10 protein-coding genes and 8 pseudogenes are annotated in these 18,963 nt (G+C 63.4%); 14 read left to right on the forward strand and 4 right to left on the reverse strand.

Going from position 1 to position 18,963, the window contains the following annotated elements:
• Positions 1-389: 389 nt before the first annotated feature.
• Complete coding sequence (locus ABT070_RS44760) at positions 390-1,565, reverse strand: PLP-dependent aminotransferase family protein (RefSeq protein ID WP_351768969.1); 1,176 nt, start codon at positions 1,563-1,565, stop codon at positions 390-392.
• 1,054 nt (positions 1,566-2,619) lie between these two features.
• Between ABT070_RS44760 and ABT070_RS44770 the strand changes: the two genes are divergently transcribed.
• The 13 genes and pseudogenes from ABT070_RS44770 to ABT070_RS44830 all read left to right on the forward strand — a co-directional run bounded on the left by ABT070_RS44770 (position 2,620) and on the right by ABT070_RS44830 (position 15,483).
• On the forward strand, positions 2,620-2,895 hold the full coding sequence (locus ABT070_RS44770; protein WP_351768973.1) for a hypothetical protein: 276 nt from the start codon (positions 2,620-2,622) through the stop codon (positions 2,893-2,895).
• Positions 2,895-3,293: a PIN domain-containing protein gene (locus ABT070_RS44775; RefSeq protein ID WP_351768975.1), complete on the forward strand. Its 399-nt coding sequence runs from the start codon at positions 2,895-2,897 to the stop codon at positions 3,291-3,293. Before ABT070_RS44770 ends, ABT070_RS44775 begins: the two co-directional genes overlap by 1 nt.
• Before the next feature lie 1,210 nt (positions 3,294-4,503).
• A pseudogene (locus ABT070_RS44780) lies at positions 4,504-5,262 on the forward strand (IS5 family transposase).
• Positions 5,263-5,350: 88 nt separating this feature from the next.
• Positions 5,351-6,536, forward strand: a pseudogene (locus tag ABT070_RS44785) (IS3 family transposase); the annotation flags it as partial.
• A 45-nt stretch (positions 6,537-6,581) separates the two neighbouring features.
• A pseudogene (locus tag ABT070_RS44790) lies at positions 6,582-6,767 on the forward strand (IS5/IS1182 family transposase); the annotation flags it as partial.
• A gap of 191 nt (positions 6,768-6,958) precedes the next feature.
• A complete protein-coding gene (locus ABT070_RS44795; protein ID WP_351768977.1) occupies positions 6,959-7,084 on the forward strand; it encodes a hypothetical protein in 126 nt (41 codons plus the stop codon).
• Between the two features lie 496 nt (positions 7,085-7,580).
• A pseudogene (locus ABT070_RS44800) lies at positions 7,581-8,274 on the forward strand (transposase family protein).
• 321 nt (positions 8,275-8,595) lie between these two features.
• The gene (locus ABT070_RS44805; protein ID WP_351768978.1) at positions 8,596-9,207 is read left to right on the forward strand and encodes a hypothetical protein; all 612 of its coding nucleotides are present in this window, start codon (positions 8,596-8,598) and stop codon (positions 9,205-9,207) included.
• Between the two features lie 95 nt (positions 9,208-9,302).
• Positions 9,303-9,434, forward strand: a complete 132-nt coding sequence (locus ABT070_RS44810; RefSeq protein WP_351768980.1) for a hypothetical protein — start codon at positions 9,303-9,305, stop codon at positions 9,432-9,434.
• 565 nt (positions 9,435-9,999) lie between these two features.
• Positions 10,000-11,269: pseudogene (locus ABT070_RS46385) on the forward strand (AfsR/SARP family transcriptional regulator); the annotation flags it as partial.
• Between the two features lie 160 nt (positions 11,270-11,429).
• Positions 11,430-11,941: pseudogene (locus ABT070_RS44820) on the forward strand (DUF2637 domain-containing protein); the annotation flags it as partial.
• 142 nt (positions 11,942-12,083) lie between these two features.
• Positions 12,084-12,403, forward strand: a pseudogene (locus ABT070_RS44825) (transposase); the annotation flags it as partial.
• 182 nt (positions 12,404-12,585) lie between these two features.
• Positions 12,586-15,483 carry an AfsR/SARP family transcriptional regulator gene (locus tag ABT070_RS44830; protein ID WP_351768984.1) on the forward strand — a complete coding sequence of 966 codons (2,898 nt, stop codon included), beginning with the start codon at positions 12,586-12,588 and terminating at the stop codon, positions 15,481-15,483.
• 2 nt (positions 15,484-15,485) lie between these two features.
• Here the strand turns inward: ABT070_RS44830 and ABT070_RS44835 are convergent, their stop codons facing one another.
• Positions 15,486-15,836, reverse strand: a complete 351-nt coding sequence (locus ABT070_RS44835) for a DUF6207 family protein (RefSeq protein WP_351768986.1) — start codon at positions 15,834-15,836, stop codon at positions 15,486-15,488.
• 80 nt (positions 15,837-15,916) lie between these two features.
• On the opposite strand from ABT070_RS44835, the gene ABT070_RS44840 reads away from it, so the two are divergent.
• A complete protein-coding gene (locus ABT070_RS44840; RefSeq protein WP_351768988.1) occupies positions 15,917-16,102 on the forward strand; it encodes an ATP-binding protein in 186 nt (61 codons plus the stop codon).
• Between the two features lie 1,306 nt (positions 16,103-17,408).
• On the opposite strand, the pseudogene ABT070_RS44845 reads toward ABT070_RS44840, so the two are convergent.
• Positions 17,409-18,461: pseudogene (locus ABT070_RS44845) on the reverse strand (IS1380 family transposase); the annotation flags it as partial.
• Between the two features lie 71 nt (positions 18,462-18,532).
• Positions 18,533-18,963: transposase family protein (locus tag ABT070_RS44850; RefSeq protein ID WP_351768990.1), on the reverse strand; the 431-nt coding region annotated here is incomplete at its 5' end.

Consider the following 18,963-nt stretch of genomic DNA (forward strand, 5'->3'; position numbering starts at 1 on the left):
AGCTCGGCCCGGCAAGGACAGCAACTGCCCTGCTTGGAGGCTTCGTCAACATACTCGGGACCCTCACTCGCCGGAGGAGCGGCTGAAGAGGCTCAATGATCGCCTACACACTCCTGGCCGTCGGCACCCTCCACGAACGGCAATGCGCGTACCCCGACGGCGAGTTGGCCATGGTGCCCGTCAGCCCGCGCGAACTCCTCATGTTGTTCCGGACCTGCGCCCTATCAAGGCCCCGCCAGGACGCCGATCCGGCACACGCCTTGCACTGGTCGAACTGGCGTCGCCAACACCGGCATCGTGCGATGGCCTGCCACCGCCACTGGAACAACGTCACAGCAGCGGCCATCGCATGACAGGAACTTCACGTGTCAGGAACTACAGCTGCCGTGTCAGAGAACCACTTCACGGTGTGCGTCGACCAGATCGCCGATACGCCGGTCGATCTCTGCGGGCACAGCGTTCCCTTCTCTGAGAATGATGGCGATGAGGTGGCCTAGTTCGGCGCTCTCTTCTGTCGAGAAACCGAGACGTGTGATTTCCGATACGCCGAGGCGGAGAAATCCGTCGACATTGATCCTATGCCGGGCGAGGCGCTCGCGGAGCTCCCGTGATTCGTCGATAGGGAAGTCCATGAGTACCTGGTGGCAATACGTGAGCTCTGCGAAGTTTTCGGCAGCCATGCCGCGCAATGAAATTCCCTCGTCCTGCAGTGCTGCAGCGATGCTTCGAGCGTTTTCGACAACCTGATGCGCATATTCCTGCCAGGGTGTCTCTTCAAGAACGATCGCTGTCGAGGCTATACGCCCGAGATGCGGGTTACAGATAAGTGTCGGACCGTTCAGCGGACGGAAATTGGAAAGAACTTCCACACGCTCGTGCACCGCTGCGTTATTGGTGAGGATCAGGCCGCCCTGCGGACCAGGGAAAGTCTTATGTGTCGATCCGAGCAGCAGGTCCGCGCCTTCACGCAATGGGTTCTGGTACTGGCCTCCGGCGATCAGGCCGAGAGTGTGCGACCCGTCGTAGGCGACCAGTCCCCCGTAGGAGTGGACCACCTCACTGATCTCACGAACCGGCATGGGATATGTGACTATTGAGGATCCTAAGACGACCAGAGGAGGTCGCACTTCTGTAAGCAAAGGGATTGCCGCTTCGAGGTCGAGCTGCCATTTCTCGTCGGCAAAGGGTAACGGGAGAGGGAGTCGGTCGAAGGCGGCGTAGTCCAGTGGGTAGCCGCCGCCCGGGAAGAATGGAGGAATTCTGCCTACATGTTCGCCGGTTTTTGATAGAGCGAACACGGCCGCCAGAAGGCTTACGTTCCCTGATATCGGCGAAAGGTTCGCGTATCGCACGTCGAAGACCTTGCGGGCGAGGTCCGTCGCATAATCGGTCAACTGGCGAGAGGGTTTGGTGCCAGCGTAAAAATCAGCCGCGTAGCGTTGGGATAGGTCCGAGCTCAGAGGAGCCTTCGCACTCTCCGTCATACGATTCTCGCTCACGATCAGATTCAGCGAGTTCAGACGTTCATGCTCGTGCAGCTTGACGAAGTCTTCGATGCTTTCCAACAGATCAGATCCTGATTCTTTGTATTGGTGCAAAGGGGGAGAAACTAGGGAATCCTGCAAACTTTGAGCACTTCCATGGCCAGGGAAGCGCCTTTCCGTTCATCGAGTTGCTTTGCGTATTTCTGGAGGATCGCGCTTTCGCGAGACGTATCGGACTTGGGCCGCTTTGCTTCGATCCGATGACGCTGAATTCCGTAGGAAACCTCCCGCCTTGCCTTTATTATTTCGATCAATTGTGAATCCAGCTCATCCACAACTCGTCGCTGCTCCGCGATGAAGTCGCGAGTAGCCACAGGATCCATGAAGCCCCCAATCGGAAAGAGGAACGCAGTTAGGATCCTAGCGACCCATCAAGGAAAAGAACTTGAACCATCAAGTCCATCCGCTATTTGACTGAAGTCATGTCCTCATTTGGCTTGTTCACTTCGCTGCAGGAGTTGAAGCTGCCGAGCGAGGCCGACCCCGGCACTGGCGGGATCTCGTATACAACTACCAGTTCTTCGTGAATGAACCCAACCTGCCGGTGACCGTGTGTCATATGCATCGGCGTATCGGCTCCGCTCCGACGGAACAGCTCGCGGAGAACTCAGACATCTTCCGTATCCCCGGCGACGAGACGGGGCCGTCGACGCCGGGGAAACCTGGATGCGCGCGATGGCCGAGTTGAAGAATGCCGGCGAACGGTGATGCGGACGACGGGCCCAGTGGACAGTCCTCTGAAAGATCTTGAAGGGATTCTCGCGAGAGGAGGAATCCCACTGCCCCGCGCGTGGTGCACTGACGGTGCCAGACGGGCGACAGCGGCGGTGCAGCCGGACGTGTGGATGCCTACCAAGTCCTCGTGGCCGAGCACAGGGGAACGACTGTGCGCTCTCACCAGTACCCGTGGACGCAGCCGGGGCTGAAGATGGCACACAACAGCGACTCGAGCTTTCCACGGACTGGCGGGGAGCAGCGGGGCGATATGCCGCGGCACGATCCGGAGGTGGCGGTGCTGGTGCGCCGGGCGAGTTGCCCCTCTACCGCTAGTAGAGGAACGCGCTATAGTCGGGATATGTCAGCAGACGAGACGAGCATCAAGGTGAGCGCGGCCGCGCGGGACCGGCTGGCGAGGTTGGCTGCCGAACACGGCACGACCATCCGCAGCATGGTCGAGGAACTGGCGCAGAGCACGCCGACGCAGGCCGAATATGCCGAGCGTGCCGAGTTGGCCCGCGCCGAGCTTGCCTCCGCCCTCGGCAGTACGCCAAGTCCGGAGGCAGAAGCAAAGGCCCGTACGCTGCTGGAGCGTCTGGGCAGGGCGCAGCACGGCTCGCCGACGGCCGCGTAGTGGCGGCGATCGCGGTCGTTTTGGACCACACCACCGCCACCGCGCTGTACGACCCGAAGGACCCGTTCAACGAAGCAGTCGCTGCGTTCTACGTCCAGGCTTCCGGCGGACTTGGTGATCTGTACGCGCCGGTACTCTCGCTGACGGCTGGCGACGCCGAACGGCCGGGCCTGCTCGGCTACATCAAAGGGCTGCGGTTCATCCGGATCGAGGCGTTCGACACCGACGCCGCCGTCACCGCCACCGAGCTGCTGCGCTTCGGGCACTCATGGGCCGCCGTCCACGCCATCCACACCGCCCGGCCCTCCGCTGCCCATCCCGCCGGGCGGTTCCTGCTCACGCTGACTCCCAGGGCGTACGCGGGTACCGGTGTGCAAGCCGTCCACCCCAGCCAGTGAGCTTCTTCAGCCGCTCCTCCGGCGAGTGAAGGTCCCGAGCGTGTTTGACGAGGCCGCCAAGCAGGGCAGTCGCTGTCCTTGCCGGTCCGAGCCACCGACGCGACGTCACCCGATCGGTGGCCACTCTGAAGAAGCTCACTGCGGGCCATAGCGCGATCGACCAAAGCCAGGCAGTGGGCAGGCTATACCTGGCCCTCCGGTCTGCTCGAAGCCAGCCATAAGGGTCGCCCGGCCAGAACGCGCGGGTCGCCCCAGCTGCGCTTCCCCTTGATGACGCGCCTGCACTCCGCCTCGCCTCTGGCTGGCCCTGGGCAGACGCGTTCACGCTGGCCTCGCGGCGCCCTACCGAACTCCCGACCGTCAGCTGGCGCGCGGACACAACCCCAGCTGAGACCAGGAAGGAGGAAAGCAGCACCACCGTGACCGTGGAACCCGGTGCAGCCACAGCAATATGCGAAAGCCCCGCCCATGAACCGCAGGGATAGAAAGGGTAAATTGGACACTCATGCAACAGTGGCCGCCCCTGAAAAATCGAGGTTGAACTTCCCACTCCCACTGTGCGTAGAAGACCTTGACAGCCTTGAAAACCGGAAATTCAACCCACCGGAAATGGGAACACGCAATGGAACCTCAACCTCTTACCAAATATGGACCAAACCCTAAAAATATCACCCAGAAGCATCTGGATGTTCACAGTCATTACCTGACAGGTTTCCTCCCAGAGCCCCACACGCCCCGGCAGATCTTCGATCGCCTAAATGCGTATCCTACAGAGTTTGCCGGCATAGATGACGTGATTAAAAAGATGACCCCGAGCCACATCGATTTCGCAAGGCGGCATCTAGCGATAGATCCGAACCGAAGTGGCAGTTACGTCATAGCTTGCATGGTAGGGAGAAATGACGTCTTCCAGCACGTTGATAAACTGGTTAAGCTCTCGCCGCCCGAGGGATTCGGTAGCGCGCGAGCAACGGCTGCATATTCCGGGCCTGTGCCACTTCCTGCCTCGATCCGGACTCCCCATCCAAATGCACCTGTCACCTCTGCCCCGGCATATCGACAGCAAAATGCTCCCCAGAGTGGCCCTTCCCGGTAGACCTCAGAAACCATCGCCTTAGAGCTCGTAACACGATCTTGTTGAAGTGCCCTGGTTGGGCGTGACCGATGTGATGATTCGGCCGTTCGGGATGGTGTGAGTGCTCGGCCGTGGATCGTGGACGACGACTTGTGGGCGCTGATCGAACCGCTGCTGCCGCTGCTGCCGCCGTGTCCGGAGAAGGTGCCGGGCCCGCGGCCGGTGGCGGACTGTCTGTGTCTGCAGGGCATCCTGTACGTCCTCCACAACGACATAGCCTGGCAACTCCTGCCGCTGGAGCTGGGGCTCGGGGCAGACCTGCTGGCGGCGTCTGGACCGGTGGCAGCAGGCCGGCGTCTTCGGCCAGCTGCACCGCATCCTGCTGGCCGAGCTGAACACAGCCGGCGCGCTCGACTGGTCCAGGGCATGTGACCACGGTCCGTCGCCGGTCGACCGGCGGAAGACAGGCAGCAGACACCATCTGATCTGCGACGGACGCGGCACCCCCGCTCAAGGTCATCACCACCGCCGCCAACGTCAACGACATAACCCAGACCCTCGCCCTCGTCGACGGCACCCCACCCCTGGCCGGACGCCCCGGCCGTCCTCGCCGCCGCCCCGGCGCACTCCTCGGCGACAAGGCCTACGACTCCAACCCCAACCGCGAAGAACTCCGCAAACGCCGGATCCTGCCGGTCATCTCCCGCAAGCGCGCCCCGAACATCAAGGGCCTGGGCAAACTCCGCTACGTCGTCGAGCAGACCGTCGCCCTGCTCCACCAGTTCCAAGCGCCTCGCCGTCCGCCGGGAACGCCGAACCGAACTCCACGACACCTTCGTCTCATTGGCCTACGCCCTGATCTGCTGGAGACGCCTCAAGATGGCTCGCTCATGATCGTGTTACGAGCTTGATGGTCCAGGAGAACGGAGTCCCTGCGTGGATGAAGCACTAACCAGTCGAGTTCAAGGCGGACGCGGTCGCGTTGTACAGGTCGAGGCCGGGAGCCACGATCAAGTCCGTCGCTGCCGATCCAAGAGTGAACACCGAGACACTCCGAAACTGGATCCGGGCCGCTGACGGACGGCGCTCCAGCTCCCACTCTGCGCTGGCGGCCGCGGCGACGTCAGGCGGCGACGGCGTTCAGGCGGAACTGGCCGCAGCCCGGAAGAGGATCCGCGAGCTGGAGGAGGAGTACGCCATCCTCCGCAAGGCGGCCCGGTATTTCGCGACGGAGACGCGCTGGTGAACCGCTGCCAGTTCGTTGAAGATCACCAGCGCCGGTTCGGCGTGAAGCGGCTCTGCATCATTCTCGGCCTCTCCCGCTCCAGCTTCTCCTACTGGCGCCGCACCGCGGCCGCGCGGACGGCCCGCCAGGCTGCCGAGACAGGGCTCGCTGATCGGATACGCGAGGTCCACCAGGACTCCGACGCGAGAACCGGCAGCAGTCCTTCGGTCAGGTCCGCAACGCGTGCCAACGGAGCCCCCAGGGTCACCGCCGAACTCCGCGACGAGGGGATACGGATCAACCACAAGCGCGTCGCCAGGATCATGCGGACCATCGGGCTCGATGGCGTGCGTCTGCGCCGCCGGCACCGCACCACCACTGCCGAGCCGGCCGCGGCGAAGGCGCCGGACCTGATCGGCCGTGACTTCACCGCGGACGCGGTGAACACGAAGTATGTCGGCGACATCACCTACCTGCCGGTCAGCGGCGCGAAGCCGCTCTACCTCGCGACTGTCATCGACCTCGCCTCACGCAGGCTGGCCGGGCGGGAGATCGCCGATCACGTGCGAACCGAACTCGTCACCGACGCCCTGGCAGCCGCCGAACGAGCCCACGGGAGTCTCGCCGGATCGGTCATGCACACCGATCACGGATCTCAATACACGAGCAGCGCCTTTGCTGAGATCTGCAGGTCAGCAGAGGTCCGGCAAAGCATGGGCGCGATCGGGTCCAGCGCGGACAACGCCGCCGCGGAGTCGTTCAACACGGCCTTCAAAAGGGAGACGCTCAAGGGCCGGAAATGGCTGGCCGAGCGAGCGCGAAGCACGACTCGATGCCTTCCACTGGCTGACCCCGATACAACACCCGACGCCGGCACTCCCGCCTCGGTCAACGATCTCCGATCGCCTACGAGAACGCCTTGCCATGGACAACAACTACCCTTGACCCAAGCCGCATAGACCTGTTTAAGAGTCGGGGTCAAGGCCCCCGAGGCTCACGAGGCGGCCGGCCAACCGGCTTCGACCGCGAACGCTATAAGTTACGCAACACCGTCGAGCGTGCCATCAACCAGCCCCAGGGCTTCCGCGCCGTCGCGACACGCTACGAGAAACGGGCCTACCGCTACCTCGACACCGTCACCGTCGCAACCCTGATGATCTGGCTCCGGGCATGATCCAAGAAACAGCTTTTCTAAGACCTCTGGCTACCTGCTGGCCGAGTGTTCCCAGTTGACCGACACTGAGCGTGCGGCGCATGAAGAGCCGAAGGGCGCTGAGGATCGGGCGCGCGTGTATCGGGTGCCGCAGGTGCAGGGAAAAACCCAGCTGCGCGCGCGTACAGGTTGGACGTCGCAGAAGAGGACGCGTGATCCTGCTCGCGCTGCAAACGCTGTTGAACATTCATGACATGCTCGACATCTGCACCCATCTGCTCGGAAGCCTGCAGCTCGGAAAAGACCTCCGGTTGGGTATCGGGCAGCCCGTTCGATAGATAAACCGGCGCGGGGAATCGCTCCGCCCACTTAGCCTGAGTATCTGGAGCGTTGTCAATGAAGCTGTACGGCCTACTGACATTTCGATTCTTTTCGTCGTCCATTAGAACTCCCCAATTGGAATATGCACACTATCCATCACTACGAATTTCTGACCTGAAAGGTTCATCCGGCGTTTTCGGTGTGGCGCCCGGCGAACTGCGCGGAGACAAGGGGTACGGGGCTACTGGCACTCGTGGCGCCGGCCGCTGTCCCTTGCCATCTGGCACTTTCTTGCAGTCGTGACGTCGTGTGGGGTAACACGGTCAGGACATGGACCGGACCGCGTCCCGGCTGTCGGCGCCTCCACCGCCGCTCGCCCGCAACACTGAGCCTTTTCAGTGTGGTCACCGATCGGGTGACGTCGCTTCGGCAGCTCGGCCCGGCAAGGACAGCAACTGCCCTGCTTGGAGGCTTCGTCAACATACTCGGGACCCTCACTCGCCGGAGGAGCGGCTGAAGAGGCTCACTGCCCGGCAGCGGGAGATCGGGACACGGCGGCGGCGCCTGCCGACTGGCCGCCAGGCTCTGGCTCACCTGAGGTGCGGCGACACCTACGCCCAACTCGCCGCCGGGTGCGGCATCGGGATCGCGACTGTGTTCCGCTACATACGCGAGGCCGTTGAGGTGCTGGCCGCCCTCGCACCGACCCTGACCGAGGCGATGAAGACGATCCGGACGAAAACGTTCGTCATCCTCGGCACGCTGCTGCCGATCGACCGCATCGCCGCAGCCACCCCGTAGTACTCGGGAAACACAAACGCCGCGGCATGAACGTCCAGGTCATCACCAACCCTTTCGGACGCCTGCTCTGAGCATCGCCCGTTTTGCCTGGATCGACCCACGACCTGACCGCCGCCCGGCACCACGAAATCATCGAGACCCTCGCCGACGCGGGACTCAAGTGCTGGGCGGGCACCTGGCGGGACCGTTCGGGTCCCGTTCCGCGACCGTCGCCTCAAGGCTCGAGCAGGAAGGGCAGGCTGGCGGCCGAGGGCGGGTACACGCTGCCCTGATGGTGGACCGCGCCGTAGAAGCGGTTAAGAGTCTTGCGGCGTTCTTCAGCGTCCGGGGAGCGCAACGCCGTCAGCGCCGGTACCTCCTCAGCCGAGCCATACGCGTGCTCCATCGAGCCCAGTCGCTGTCATGAAGTCCATCGAACATGATCGGAACCGTGCCAGGTGCCACTGACACCTTGGCGAGCTCGGCATAGCCCCGACAGGGCTTGGCGCCTGCTGCGCGGGCCGGGGCAGGCGAATTCTCCGCGCACACGGGGGATGTATCGCGGTAATCGCGTCGGCCCGTGCACTCTCGAGGAAAACCGTCCGCTCCGCTTGTCCGTAGTATCTCATCATCAGTGCTCTGCACAGGGGCCCATTGCTGGGTGTCCGGCAGGCATCAGCCCGCCCGAACGGCGGGCACGGCAGGTCCGTTAACTGCCGCCTCACACCGAGGAAAGGTCATCCATTTCATGTCCCAGAACACTCCCACCACCGAACTCACCTCGCAGTACACCGCTCAGGTGACCGCCGACCTGGAGCGCAACGCCAAGGAACAGGAACGCGTCAGCGCCGAAATCGCTGCCCTGCAGGAGCAGTTGGCAGCCTTCCAGCGCAATCACACCGTACTCGTCAGCATCCAGCAGGCCATCGCCACAGCGCCGGCACCCGACACGCCAGCCCAGCCGTCGGACACCGCCGCGGTACCCAACCCGCGCAAGAAGGCCGCCACATCCCGCACGAGCAAGCCGGCACAGCCGAGGAAGGCCGCCTCCCAGCCGGCCGGGAAGAAGACCGACCGCACGCGTGCGGACAGGGCCGAACCCGCACAGACGGCGCAGCCGACCCTGGTCGATCTCGTCCGCGCCCACCTCACCAAACAGAGCGAACCTCGTTCGGCTGCGGAGATCGCCACAGCTCTCGGCCAGGCCCACCCCGAACGCACCATCAAGACCACCGTAGTACGCACCACCCTCGAAGGCCTCGTCGCCAAAACGCAGGCACAGCGCTCCAAGCAGGGCTCATCCGTCTTCTACGCGGCTGACTCAGCCCCGGCCGCTACAGAGCCAGGGTCCCTTGCATGATCGAGGTCTGTCCGGATTCATCCGGTGAGGCCGAGGGCGGCCAGGGGCCTTCGCCAATCGCCAGCGGTGTGACGTAGGGCGGCGGCAATGTTGGTGTGACCGTCCTGACGGTGGACACCGATGGCGAGGTTGCGCAGGCCGGCCATGATGCGTGGGAGATGGCCGACATGGGAAACGGGACGTCCCCTCCCGAGCTGGGCCAGCACGGCACTCCGGACGAAACGTGATCACGCAACGGCCCCTGGCTACAGAGCAGCCCGCGCCAGCCGGCGCATGACACCCGCCGGGTCATGTGAGCAGTGAAGGGGTGCACCCTGCGCGCCTGGCGGTTGCACGCACTCCCGCAAGAATCTCGCCGCTATCGAACCAGGCTTACCGCACCGTGCGGCGAGAGCTGGCAAAATTGCCCACTTGATCTCAAACGAGCCAGCTGTCGCACCTTTACCTGTGTTATGGGAACGAGGCTGAACTTTCGCGAACGACGCCCGTAGTAGAGGCGTCTGACCATGCACGCCCGGACCTCGTCCAGACCTGCTTGCTCGCTTTCTGCAATACCCTTCCTTCATTGCGGACGGTGAGTCATTGAGCTTCTTCAGCCGCCCCTCCTGCGAGTGAAGGTCCCGAGCGTGTTGACGAGGCCGCCAAGCAGGGCAGTCGCTGTCCTTGCTGGGCCGAGCCGCCGACGCGACGTCACCCGATTGTTAGCCACTCTGAAGAAGCTCAGTAGCAGGCTGATCACTAGCGAAGCGGCGTCTGCGGCGCCCGCGTACCAGGCAGCAGTGGCTCAGGCCTCCGGCCAGCACGGCAGCCTTCCATTTTCCCGGGGCGGAGATCCTCAACGCCTCCCTCAGCACACCGCAGCACCTCAACTCCGCCGGTGCCGAGATCACCCTCCAGCGCCTGGAGCACGCCGCACACCTCCAGATCACCACGGCACTGCGGGTATCCGCGCAGCCAGTCCACCCCGCTGAAGGCCCGTCGCAGGACGTCCCGGAAGAACCCGACGGCGTGGCCCAGAGCGCGCAGCCCAAGCCCCAGGAGCCGGTCGTGCCCACAGCCCATGCAGACAGGAGGCCCTCGGTGACGCCGACACCAGACGTAAGCGGTGAGGTCTTCCCGCCCTGCTCGCCGCCAGCACCGACCCGGCCGGGCTGCGTCTGCTGCCGGCCACCGCGCCGACGCCCCAAGCCAAGAAGAGCCAGGACCCCAACACCCAGACCGTGGCGCACCAGGGCACACAAGGATCGAAGCCCAAGCCTGGCAGCGAGCACACCCTGTGGTGAGCGCAGTGACACGGGGAGATGCGCACGAGTGCGCTCATGACCTGCACGCACCGGAGATCCGGGTGCTGGGCCCGGTGGAGGTGACGGGCGTGGACAGCACCGGCCACCGCCCACGAATGGCACAGCTTGCCGCGTTGCTGTACTTCAGGCACGGACGGAGCGCGGATGCCGTGTGCTCCGGCATGGACCCCGTCAGTGCGTGAGCACTGAGCACGCTCAACGCCCGAATGCAGGGCCTGCGCCGCTCCCTGGGCAGCGATCCCGACGGCCACCCCTACGTGCCGCGCCGCAAGTCCGGCGAGGACCCCTACCGGCTCTCACCCGATGTGCGATGTGACTGGAGCCGCTTCCTCCAGCTCGCCGAACGTGCACTCCCGCTGGGCCCCGCCGGCCTGCCCGAACTGGAGCAGGCCCTCAGCCTGGTCCGCGGCAAGCCGTTCGGAGGCGCACCGCTGCCATGGGCCGAGCCTCACCAACAGGAGATGATCACCCGGATCATCGACGTGGCACACACCGTGGCCACCTACCGCACCTCCACAGGCACGCACCACGACCTCAGCGCAGCCCGACAGGCCGTCGCGACCGGACTCGACGTCGACGACACCGCGCAACTGCTGTACCGCGACTGGCTCCGGATCGAGCACATGGCCGGAAACCGGCACGGGCTGCACGTCGCCGTCACCCGCGTCCAGCAGGTCAACCGAGCGCTGGACTGCGACCCCGAACCGGAGACCGAACACCTCATCCACGCCCTCCTGCACCCCGGCAACCAGCCATGAAGTCGCCCACCACGCACGCTCTCCTCCCGGCACCCCACTTCCCGCCGGGCCCACGGCCAGCAGCACCCGACGACCACAGGATGTCCGCCGGCCGGCCCACCGACCACCGGACCCGGCACGAGGCCCCGCTCCTGGCGCACCCGCACCCCCGCACAGCCCGCTGCTTCCCGGCGCGGCAGCCCGCATCCTTGCCGGAGTGATCGTGAGCGCCGCCGTGATCATCGCCGACTTCGGCTTCGCCGGCTCCTACACAGCCGTGCGCGAACTCGCCCTCGACAAGGGCTTCGGGACGTTCTCCTACCTGTTGCCGATCGGCATCGACGCGGGCATCTGTGTGCTGCTGGACCTGGACCTGCTCCTGACCTGGGCCCGTATCCCCTTCCCGCTGTTACGCCAGACGGCCTGGCTGCTGACCGCGGCCACCATCGCCCTCGACGCCGCCACCGCCTGGCCCGACCCCCTCGCCGTGGGCGTGCACGCCGTCATCCCGGTCCTCTTGTCGAAGGAGCCCGTCACGCCACCGGCCGGATCGCCGACATCACCGCAGACACCCACATGGACGGTGTGCGGCTCATACGTTGGGTGCTGTCTCCCGCGCGCACGCTCATCCTCTGGCGTCGGATGAAACTGTGGGAACTGCGGTCCTACGACCAGGCAATCAAACGCGAGCAGTGAACTTCTTCAGCCGCCCCTCCGGCGGGTGAGGGTCCCGAGCGCGTTGACGAGACCGCCAAGCAGGGCAGTTGCTGTCCCTGACCTTCTTGGGCTGGCACATACAGCGTCACTGCAAGAGGGGCACCGACCGGTCCTCTTGATCCTGGCACGGCTCACCGCAGCCTGCCCCGAGATGACCCAACTGGCCACCAGTATCTCGAACTTCGCGAGCCCCTGACGCCTGGCGAAGGAAATGACGACGGGCTCTCGCCCTGGATCGTCCAGGTCCACCAAGCCGATCTGCCCCATCTGCACTCCTTCGTCTGAGGCCTGGAAAGAGACCGCGACGCCGTGAACGCCGCGCTCACCCTTCCGCATAGCAACGACCCCACCGAAGGCGTCAACACCAAGACCAAACGGATCGCACGCCAGATACACGGACGAGCAGGCTTCACTCTCCTCCGCCACCGCATCCACCTCGGATGGCAACACTTTCCGTCACCACCGAATATGAGACAGGGCCGATCGATTTGCAGTCCCCTCATCAGCAAACCGACGACGGCTCATGAACGATCGAGGCTAGACTCCAGGCCACGCACGGAGGGGCTGAACGTTGACGCTGTCTGCCATCTCTACTAGGTGCTATCTGAGGGGGCTGTCTTTTGGGGGAGGAGCTGAGGTTTGCTGTTCTGGGGCCGGTCAGGGCGTGGCGAGGTTCGGTAGAGATTGACCTCGGCTCGCCGCAGCAGCGTGTGGTGTTGTCTGCTTTGTTGCTGGCTGAGGGTTCGCCGGTTTTGAAAAGTGAGCTTGTTGGCGCTCTGTGGGGGATTAAGCAACCTGTTTCTGGGCTTGGCGTACTGCGGAATTATATTCACTATCTGCGTAAGGCATTGGAACCTGAAGGGGATGCTGCGGGATCGATTATACATTCCACAGGGACCGGATATCTGCTTCGCGTTTCAGAAAGTGGGCTGGATCTCCAAGTTTTTCGGGGGTTGTCGGCGCTTGCTAATCAGGCACTGCGCTCAGGGAAAGTGGATGAGGCTGCCAAGTATCTTCGTGATGCTCTCAAGCTGTGGCAGGGGCCGGCATTGGCTAATATCCGAGGCGAGTACGCAGAGGCTCAGCGGGACCGGTTGGGCGAGCTGCGCCTTTCTGTAGAGGCTTCGTGTCTCAGGCTTGAGACAGATCTGGGTGCGCATGAGGGGGTAGTTGCGGAGCTCAGCAGGTTGATATCGGCTCATCCATTGGATGAGCGTTTTCGGGCGGTGCTGATGCTGGCCCTGTATCGATCGGGTAGGCAGGCGGCAGCCCTTGCAGCCTATCGGGAGACGCAGATCCTGCTCGCGGAGGAACTAGGTATTGATCCCGGCCAGGAACTTCAAGCGTTGTACCAGCGGATTCTCCGTGCGGACAGTGAGCTTCTCTGTTCGGTGACTCCAGTGCCGTCAGCGCCTGTCCAGAAGGTCCCTGTCCCGATGTCCCCTGTGCCAGCCCAACTGCCTTCAATTCCAACCGCGTTCGTCGGCCGGGATTCAGAACTGGGGAGCATTTCCAAGATCTCCGACAGTTTTCCGGCGGCGGTTTTTGCTATTGCGGGTATGGCCGGAGTGGGAAAGACTACCTTTGCGGTGCACTGGGCGAGAAAGATTGCTGACCGTTTTCCCGACGGCCAGCTATTTCTGAATTTGAGGGGTTTCGATCCAGGTGGTACGCCAATGCGTACGGAGCATGCTCTGCGGATGCTTTTAGAGTCGCTGGGTTCTGATCCGCATGGACTGCCGCAGGATATGGACGCGCTGACGGGTCACTACCGTACGCTCCTTGCGGGCAAGCGGGTGTTGATATTGCTGGATAATGCTCGTGACGCGTCCCAGGTAAGGCCACTACTGCCGGGTGCGCCCGGCAGTGTGGTCATCGTGACCAGCCGTAACCAGCTTCCCGGACTGATTGCCGTAGACGGCGCGGTCTCTCTAAGCCTCGACGTGCTGTCTGCAGCGGAAGCCCGGGTACTCCTCATCCGCCGCCTTGGGGAAAAACGTGTGACAGCTGAGGTCGACGCTGTGGCGGAAATTATCGCCCGGTGCGCGCGGCTGCCTCTAGCACTGGCCGTCATTGCTGCCCGCGCGGCTACACGTCCTTCTTTTCCACTGACCGTAATTGTTGATGAACTCCGGGCTAATGCTAACAGTTTGGACGTGTTCAACGGTGGAGATGATGTCGCTGATGTGCGGGCCGTGTTTTCCTGGTCCTATAACGCTCTCGCTCCAGAAGCAGGCCGTCTGTTCCGCATGCTCTCGTTGCACCCCGGCCCGGATATAAGTCTGCCTGCCGCAGCCAGCCTGGCCTGTCTTACTCATGTCCGGACAAGGAAGCTTCTATCGGATCTTACTCAGTTCCATTTGCTGAACGAATCCGTTCCTGGACGGTACACATTCCACGATCTGGTTCGCCCGTACGCCACCGAACTGGCCTATGACACTGACTCTCAACTGGAGATCAAAGCAGCACGAAATCGAATGTTAGACCACTACCTGCACACAGCAAACGGTGCAAGCCTCCTGGTGTCCCCTGGGCGGCCGATGATCTCTCTGACGCCCCCGGCAGAAGGGGTGCGCGCCGAGGAGCTGAACGGAGATGAGGGGACAGCAAGAGCCTGGTTCACCACCGAGCTGGCGGTGCTTTTGACGGTCCTCGGAGAAGCCGTCGTACACAAACAAGACATCCACACGTGGCAATTGGCCTGGAGTATGGCCAACTATCTGCATGGCCGCGGGATGTGGCGGGAAGTAGAAGCCGTGCACCACTCTGCTATGGAGGCTGCTTGCCGGTTGGACAGCCGAACTGCTCTGGCGTACGCCCACCGCGGGATCGGCACGGCGATGCTGGGCCTGGGCCGCCTCGGCGAAGCGGTGACTCATGCTGAGCGTGCCATCGAACTGTTCACCGAGGCCGGTGACTTGAGCGCGCAGGCTGAGAGCTACCGCACACTGGCGTCGGCCGTTGGGGACCTGGGCGACCTAGATGCGGCGCTGAAATCCGGACAGCGGGCACTTGACCTACTCCGGGAGTCGGCTGTTCTTCACGGTGGTGGCGATCGCACTCAAGTGGCTATAGCTTCCGCGCTCAATACGGTTGGTTGGTATCTCGCCCGTCTCGGACGGCATCAACAAGCTCTCAGCTGTTGCCGGGAAGCTCTGGCCCTGTTCGAAAAGCTTGGGGATTACGTCAACGCAGCGAACACGTGGGACAGCATCGCGTATGCCCACTATTGTCTCGGCCGGTACGACGAAGCTGTCACCAACTATCGCAACGCGATAACGCTCGACCGCCAATACGGTAGTCCTCCCTGGTATGCAGTAGGCACCCACATACGTTTGGGGATGCTTATCTTGGCGCTGGCCATCTGGAGTCAGCACGTGCCGCCTGGACTGAAGGACTCAACACTATGGAGATGCTCGGGCACCCAGACGCTGAAAGTGTGCGGAACAAGCTCCTTGAACTGGACACGTCGAATGCCTCAGCGGAACGAGGCACTGCCGGCCCCTCTTCATAGCTGAAGTTAATGATCTCGAATGCGTGATGTTGCTATATAAGGCTCGCTTGATGGGGCTGCAAGGTTTCGCTGTTGCCTCTGCGCGACCGGGTGGCGCCCGATCGAGGTGCCCCACGTTTCCACGGTCGCGGCCTGGAAAACGAAGACGGCCTCATCGTCCACCCCGGCCACGTCGACAATAATCAATCCCGGTTCGGACAGGTGTACTTCTTCGAATCCACGTCTGCCACCACGTACACGTGCGCCACAAGGTTCCTCCCGAAGCCGGTTCACCCGACAGGGGGAACTGTCTGACGCGGCCGCTACGGCCCCAACATGACCAGTTCGCCGAACGGCTTCGGTCCGCAGCAGGGGCACGATCAGATGCGGTGCGATGCGATCTGAACTGTTCCGGGTTCCGTGGAGACTCCGGGCTGTCCCAGAACAGTTCAGGGCCGATGTCCCTCACCGAACAAGTGCCGGCCCCTGTTCGCTGGGGCGAGGCCTTTGGCGAGGATACTGTCGCCGCCGCGATGATCAACCGACTCGTCCACCATGCCGAGGTCATCTCACTCAAGGGTGACAGCTATCGCATGCGTGGCCGCGACCTCGGACGGGCTCTCACCTCGAACACCGGGGAATGACCGACATCAACTGACGCAGCAGGGGGGTTACTTTTCACCTGCTGGAATCGGCTCACGTTTCAAGCCTTGCCGACATTCTCGCTTCATACAGATCAAATAGATCGAGTATCAGCGTTTCCACCACCCCGGGGGCAGGCTCCGGCTTCGCCTTATCGCGCCGCCCGACCAGCTCAGTTCACGCTTGTCACGCTTGAGGTACAGGACGAAAGGGCGTCGCTGAACCTTCTCTCGCGCAGGAACGTAGTGCAGGTAGAGACCTCTCTATCCTACTCACGAAGGATGTACAAGCCGTGACCGATGTTCCTTTGCCCGCTGGAAGCACTCGGGTGGGTTCTGGCCCCGCCTCAATCACTGCGACTACCGCACCCGCGGCCCAACAGCGCCCTGGCACGCACACGAGAGGAACCTATGCGGTATCCACGCGGGTGTCCACACACCCCTCTCTTGCGACTGCTGGCCCAGTGCAAGTGCAAGCTTCTCCGGCACTCGGACCTGAATGGCGTAGTGACCATCTAAAGGCACTGCTCGACTCGCATTTCAGCAATGGTAGAACTTCCTCCACCCTGGCAACAATCTCCGCCTCAATTACTGCTGCCTCTCAGGCGGCACAAAGCAATGATGTGCTTACGTTGGCTGCTGCAGGATCTACTTTCGTGGCGTCCGCCGCCACTATCGCAGGCGCTTTGAGGGATGGGAACTTGACCCCAGCGCTTTCTTCAACGTTTCATTCGGTAGGGACGGCGCTTGTTGCGGCGGCCGGGTTCGTTCATGATGATGCCACGCAAAATAATATACTGTGGGCGGGTCGGGCATGTATTGGTGTGGGTACATACCTTAATACACATTCCACGGGCGGTGGGCATGGCGTAAGTGTGGCTCAGACTCGGCTAGATCGGGCTACCGGAGGAGATCTTGAAATGGGGCGCCCCCCGACGCCAACATCGATGGCAGTGCCTTACCGACAGTCACCCCGCGGCTCATTTTCAAGGGTGTGACAGCGACCCGATGAACTGTTCCCTTGTACATGAAATAGTTGACTGAACTTCTTTGAGTCGGCCACCAATCAGGTGAAGGTCCACAGAGTGCAGCGAGCAAACCCCGGGTTGTTGAAGAAGGCGACGGGCGTCTAAATCACGCCTATTAGCCTCGATTCTTCGTGGCGGTCCGCCGACGGAGTCGGTGGGCCGTTTCGCTTTCTGTGGCTGGTGGTGGGCGGGTCGAGGAGCCGTGTGTCGTCTCGGGTGGATGCCGGGTTCCACTGCTCCGGTTTGTGCTGGCTCCCTCGTAGGGGCGAGAAGGGTGCTGGTCAGCCGGGGTTCGGCAGAAGTGCAAGCCGTTCGAGGGCGCCTGTGATCTCGCTGGCCCAGGGCCAGTGGCGAGCGGGGCGCAGGATGCGGCGGCGGCTGGTCTTGACGAGCCGGGCGGCTGCGAGGACAGGCGGAACCGAAGGCGGCGGGGTTCCCGGAGACGGGCCTGGCCGGTCAGGGCGAGCACGGGCATCCAAGCCAGCAGGTCGAGCGCGATCTGGACGATCTCCAGCCCCATCTTGTTCTGCGCGGTGTCGTGCAGGGGGCAGGTTGCGCAGACCGGTGGCCCGGGCGGCTCGGATCCGGTCCTCGGCGCGGGCCCGCAGCCGGTGTTCTGAGCTCGAGCTCGGCGATGGGACGCTCCGGGGTGTTGGTCGCGAAGCACGTGATCCGCATGCCCTCCGCGTCGGTGATCCTCAACTGGGCTCCGGGATGCGGCCGTTCCTTGCGGACGATCAGCCGCATCCCCTTCGGCCGCCCGTCCGGCAGCCTGCCGGTGAGCTCGGCGGCCCAGGCCCCGTCACGGACCTTGCCGTCGGCCTCGACGGCCGGTGTCCAGGCCAGGGCCGGGATCTTCAGGACATGCTGGTGAATGATCTCAGTGCTCACCATGCCAACCGAGTGGGACAGCCATCGGCCTCGCTTCGCGAGCCAGGACACGAAGTCGTGGGTGCTGCCGGCCTAGTCCGTGCGGATCAGCGTCTGGCGTCCTCACCGGCATTGCCTGGGCAGTTTAGCCAAGGGCGAGTTGGGCGGTGGTGACGTGGCCGGCGACGGTGTTGGAGTCTGCGTTTCCCGGTCCGAGGACAGCGGCGACGCGCTCTCCGGTTCCGCCCTGGCCGTGGTCGACGAAGGCGGTCAGCGGGTGACGGCCGTAGGACTTCTTCCAGGTTGCGGCCGCATCCTCGGAGTGGGCGATCACGAGGACGCCGTCGAGGTCGACGGTGACCTGACCGACGGCGTCCGGAGCGTTCTCGCCAGCCAACGACCAGACCCGTGCGCACCTCGGACCGCGCGGACCGGATGGCCTGCAGGGCCTTATCGCCGGAGGCAGGCGTGCGTTGCGCACCCTCTCGCCGTCACCCGATCGATGGCCGAACTGAAAACGCTCAGGGAGCCTCTTTCATCCTGTGTATTCGCAGGTGAGGAGGGTGTGGACGGCTGCGACGGTTCTGCCGGTGCGGTTCGTTGAACAGCGTGCTTGTCGTAGCAGTCGCCAGGACTCGAGGAGAGTGAAGGCGCGTTCGCCCGACGCGCGGAGACGTGCGTGGTTGCGGTTGTACTGCTGGTAGTGGCCGGGGAGTTCGCAGTGGCCGTAGTAGGGGGTACGGACGGTGGCGTCGGCTCCCTGGTAGGCGCGGTCGGCCAGGATGAGGATCTGCCGTGTCAGGCATGCCTGGACGATGCCGTGGGCGCGGGCTGCGGTCAGGTCGTGGGTCCGTCCCGGGGTTGCCCGGGAGAACCACAGCGGTGTGCCGTCGGGACGTGCGATGACCTGGACGTTCATGTCGTGCTTCTTGTGCTTTTGCGAGTAGTGCGGCTCGTCCGCGCGAA

The organism is Streptomyces sp. NPDC002884 (assembly GCF_040295245.1).
Taxonomy (GTDB): Bacteria; Actinomycetota; Actinomycetes; order Streptomycetales; family Streptomycetaceae; genus Streptomyces.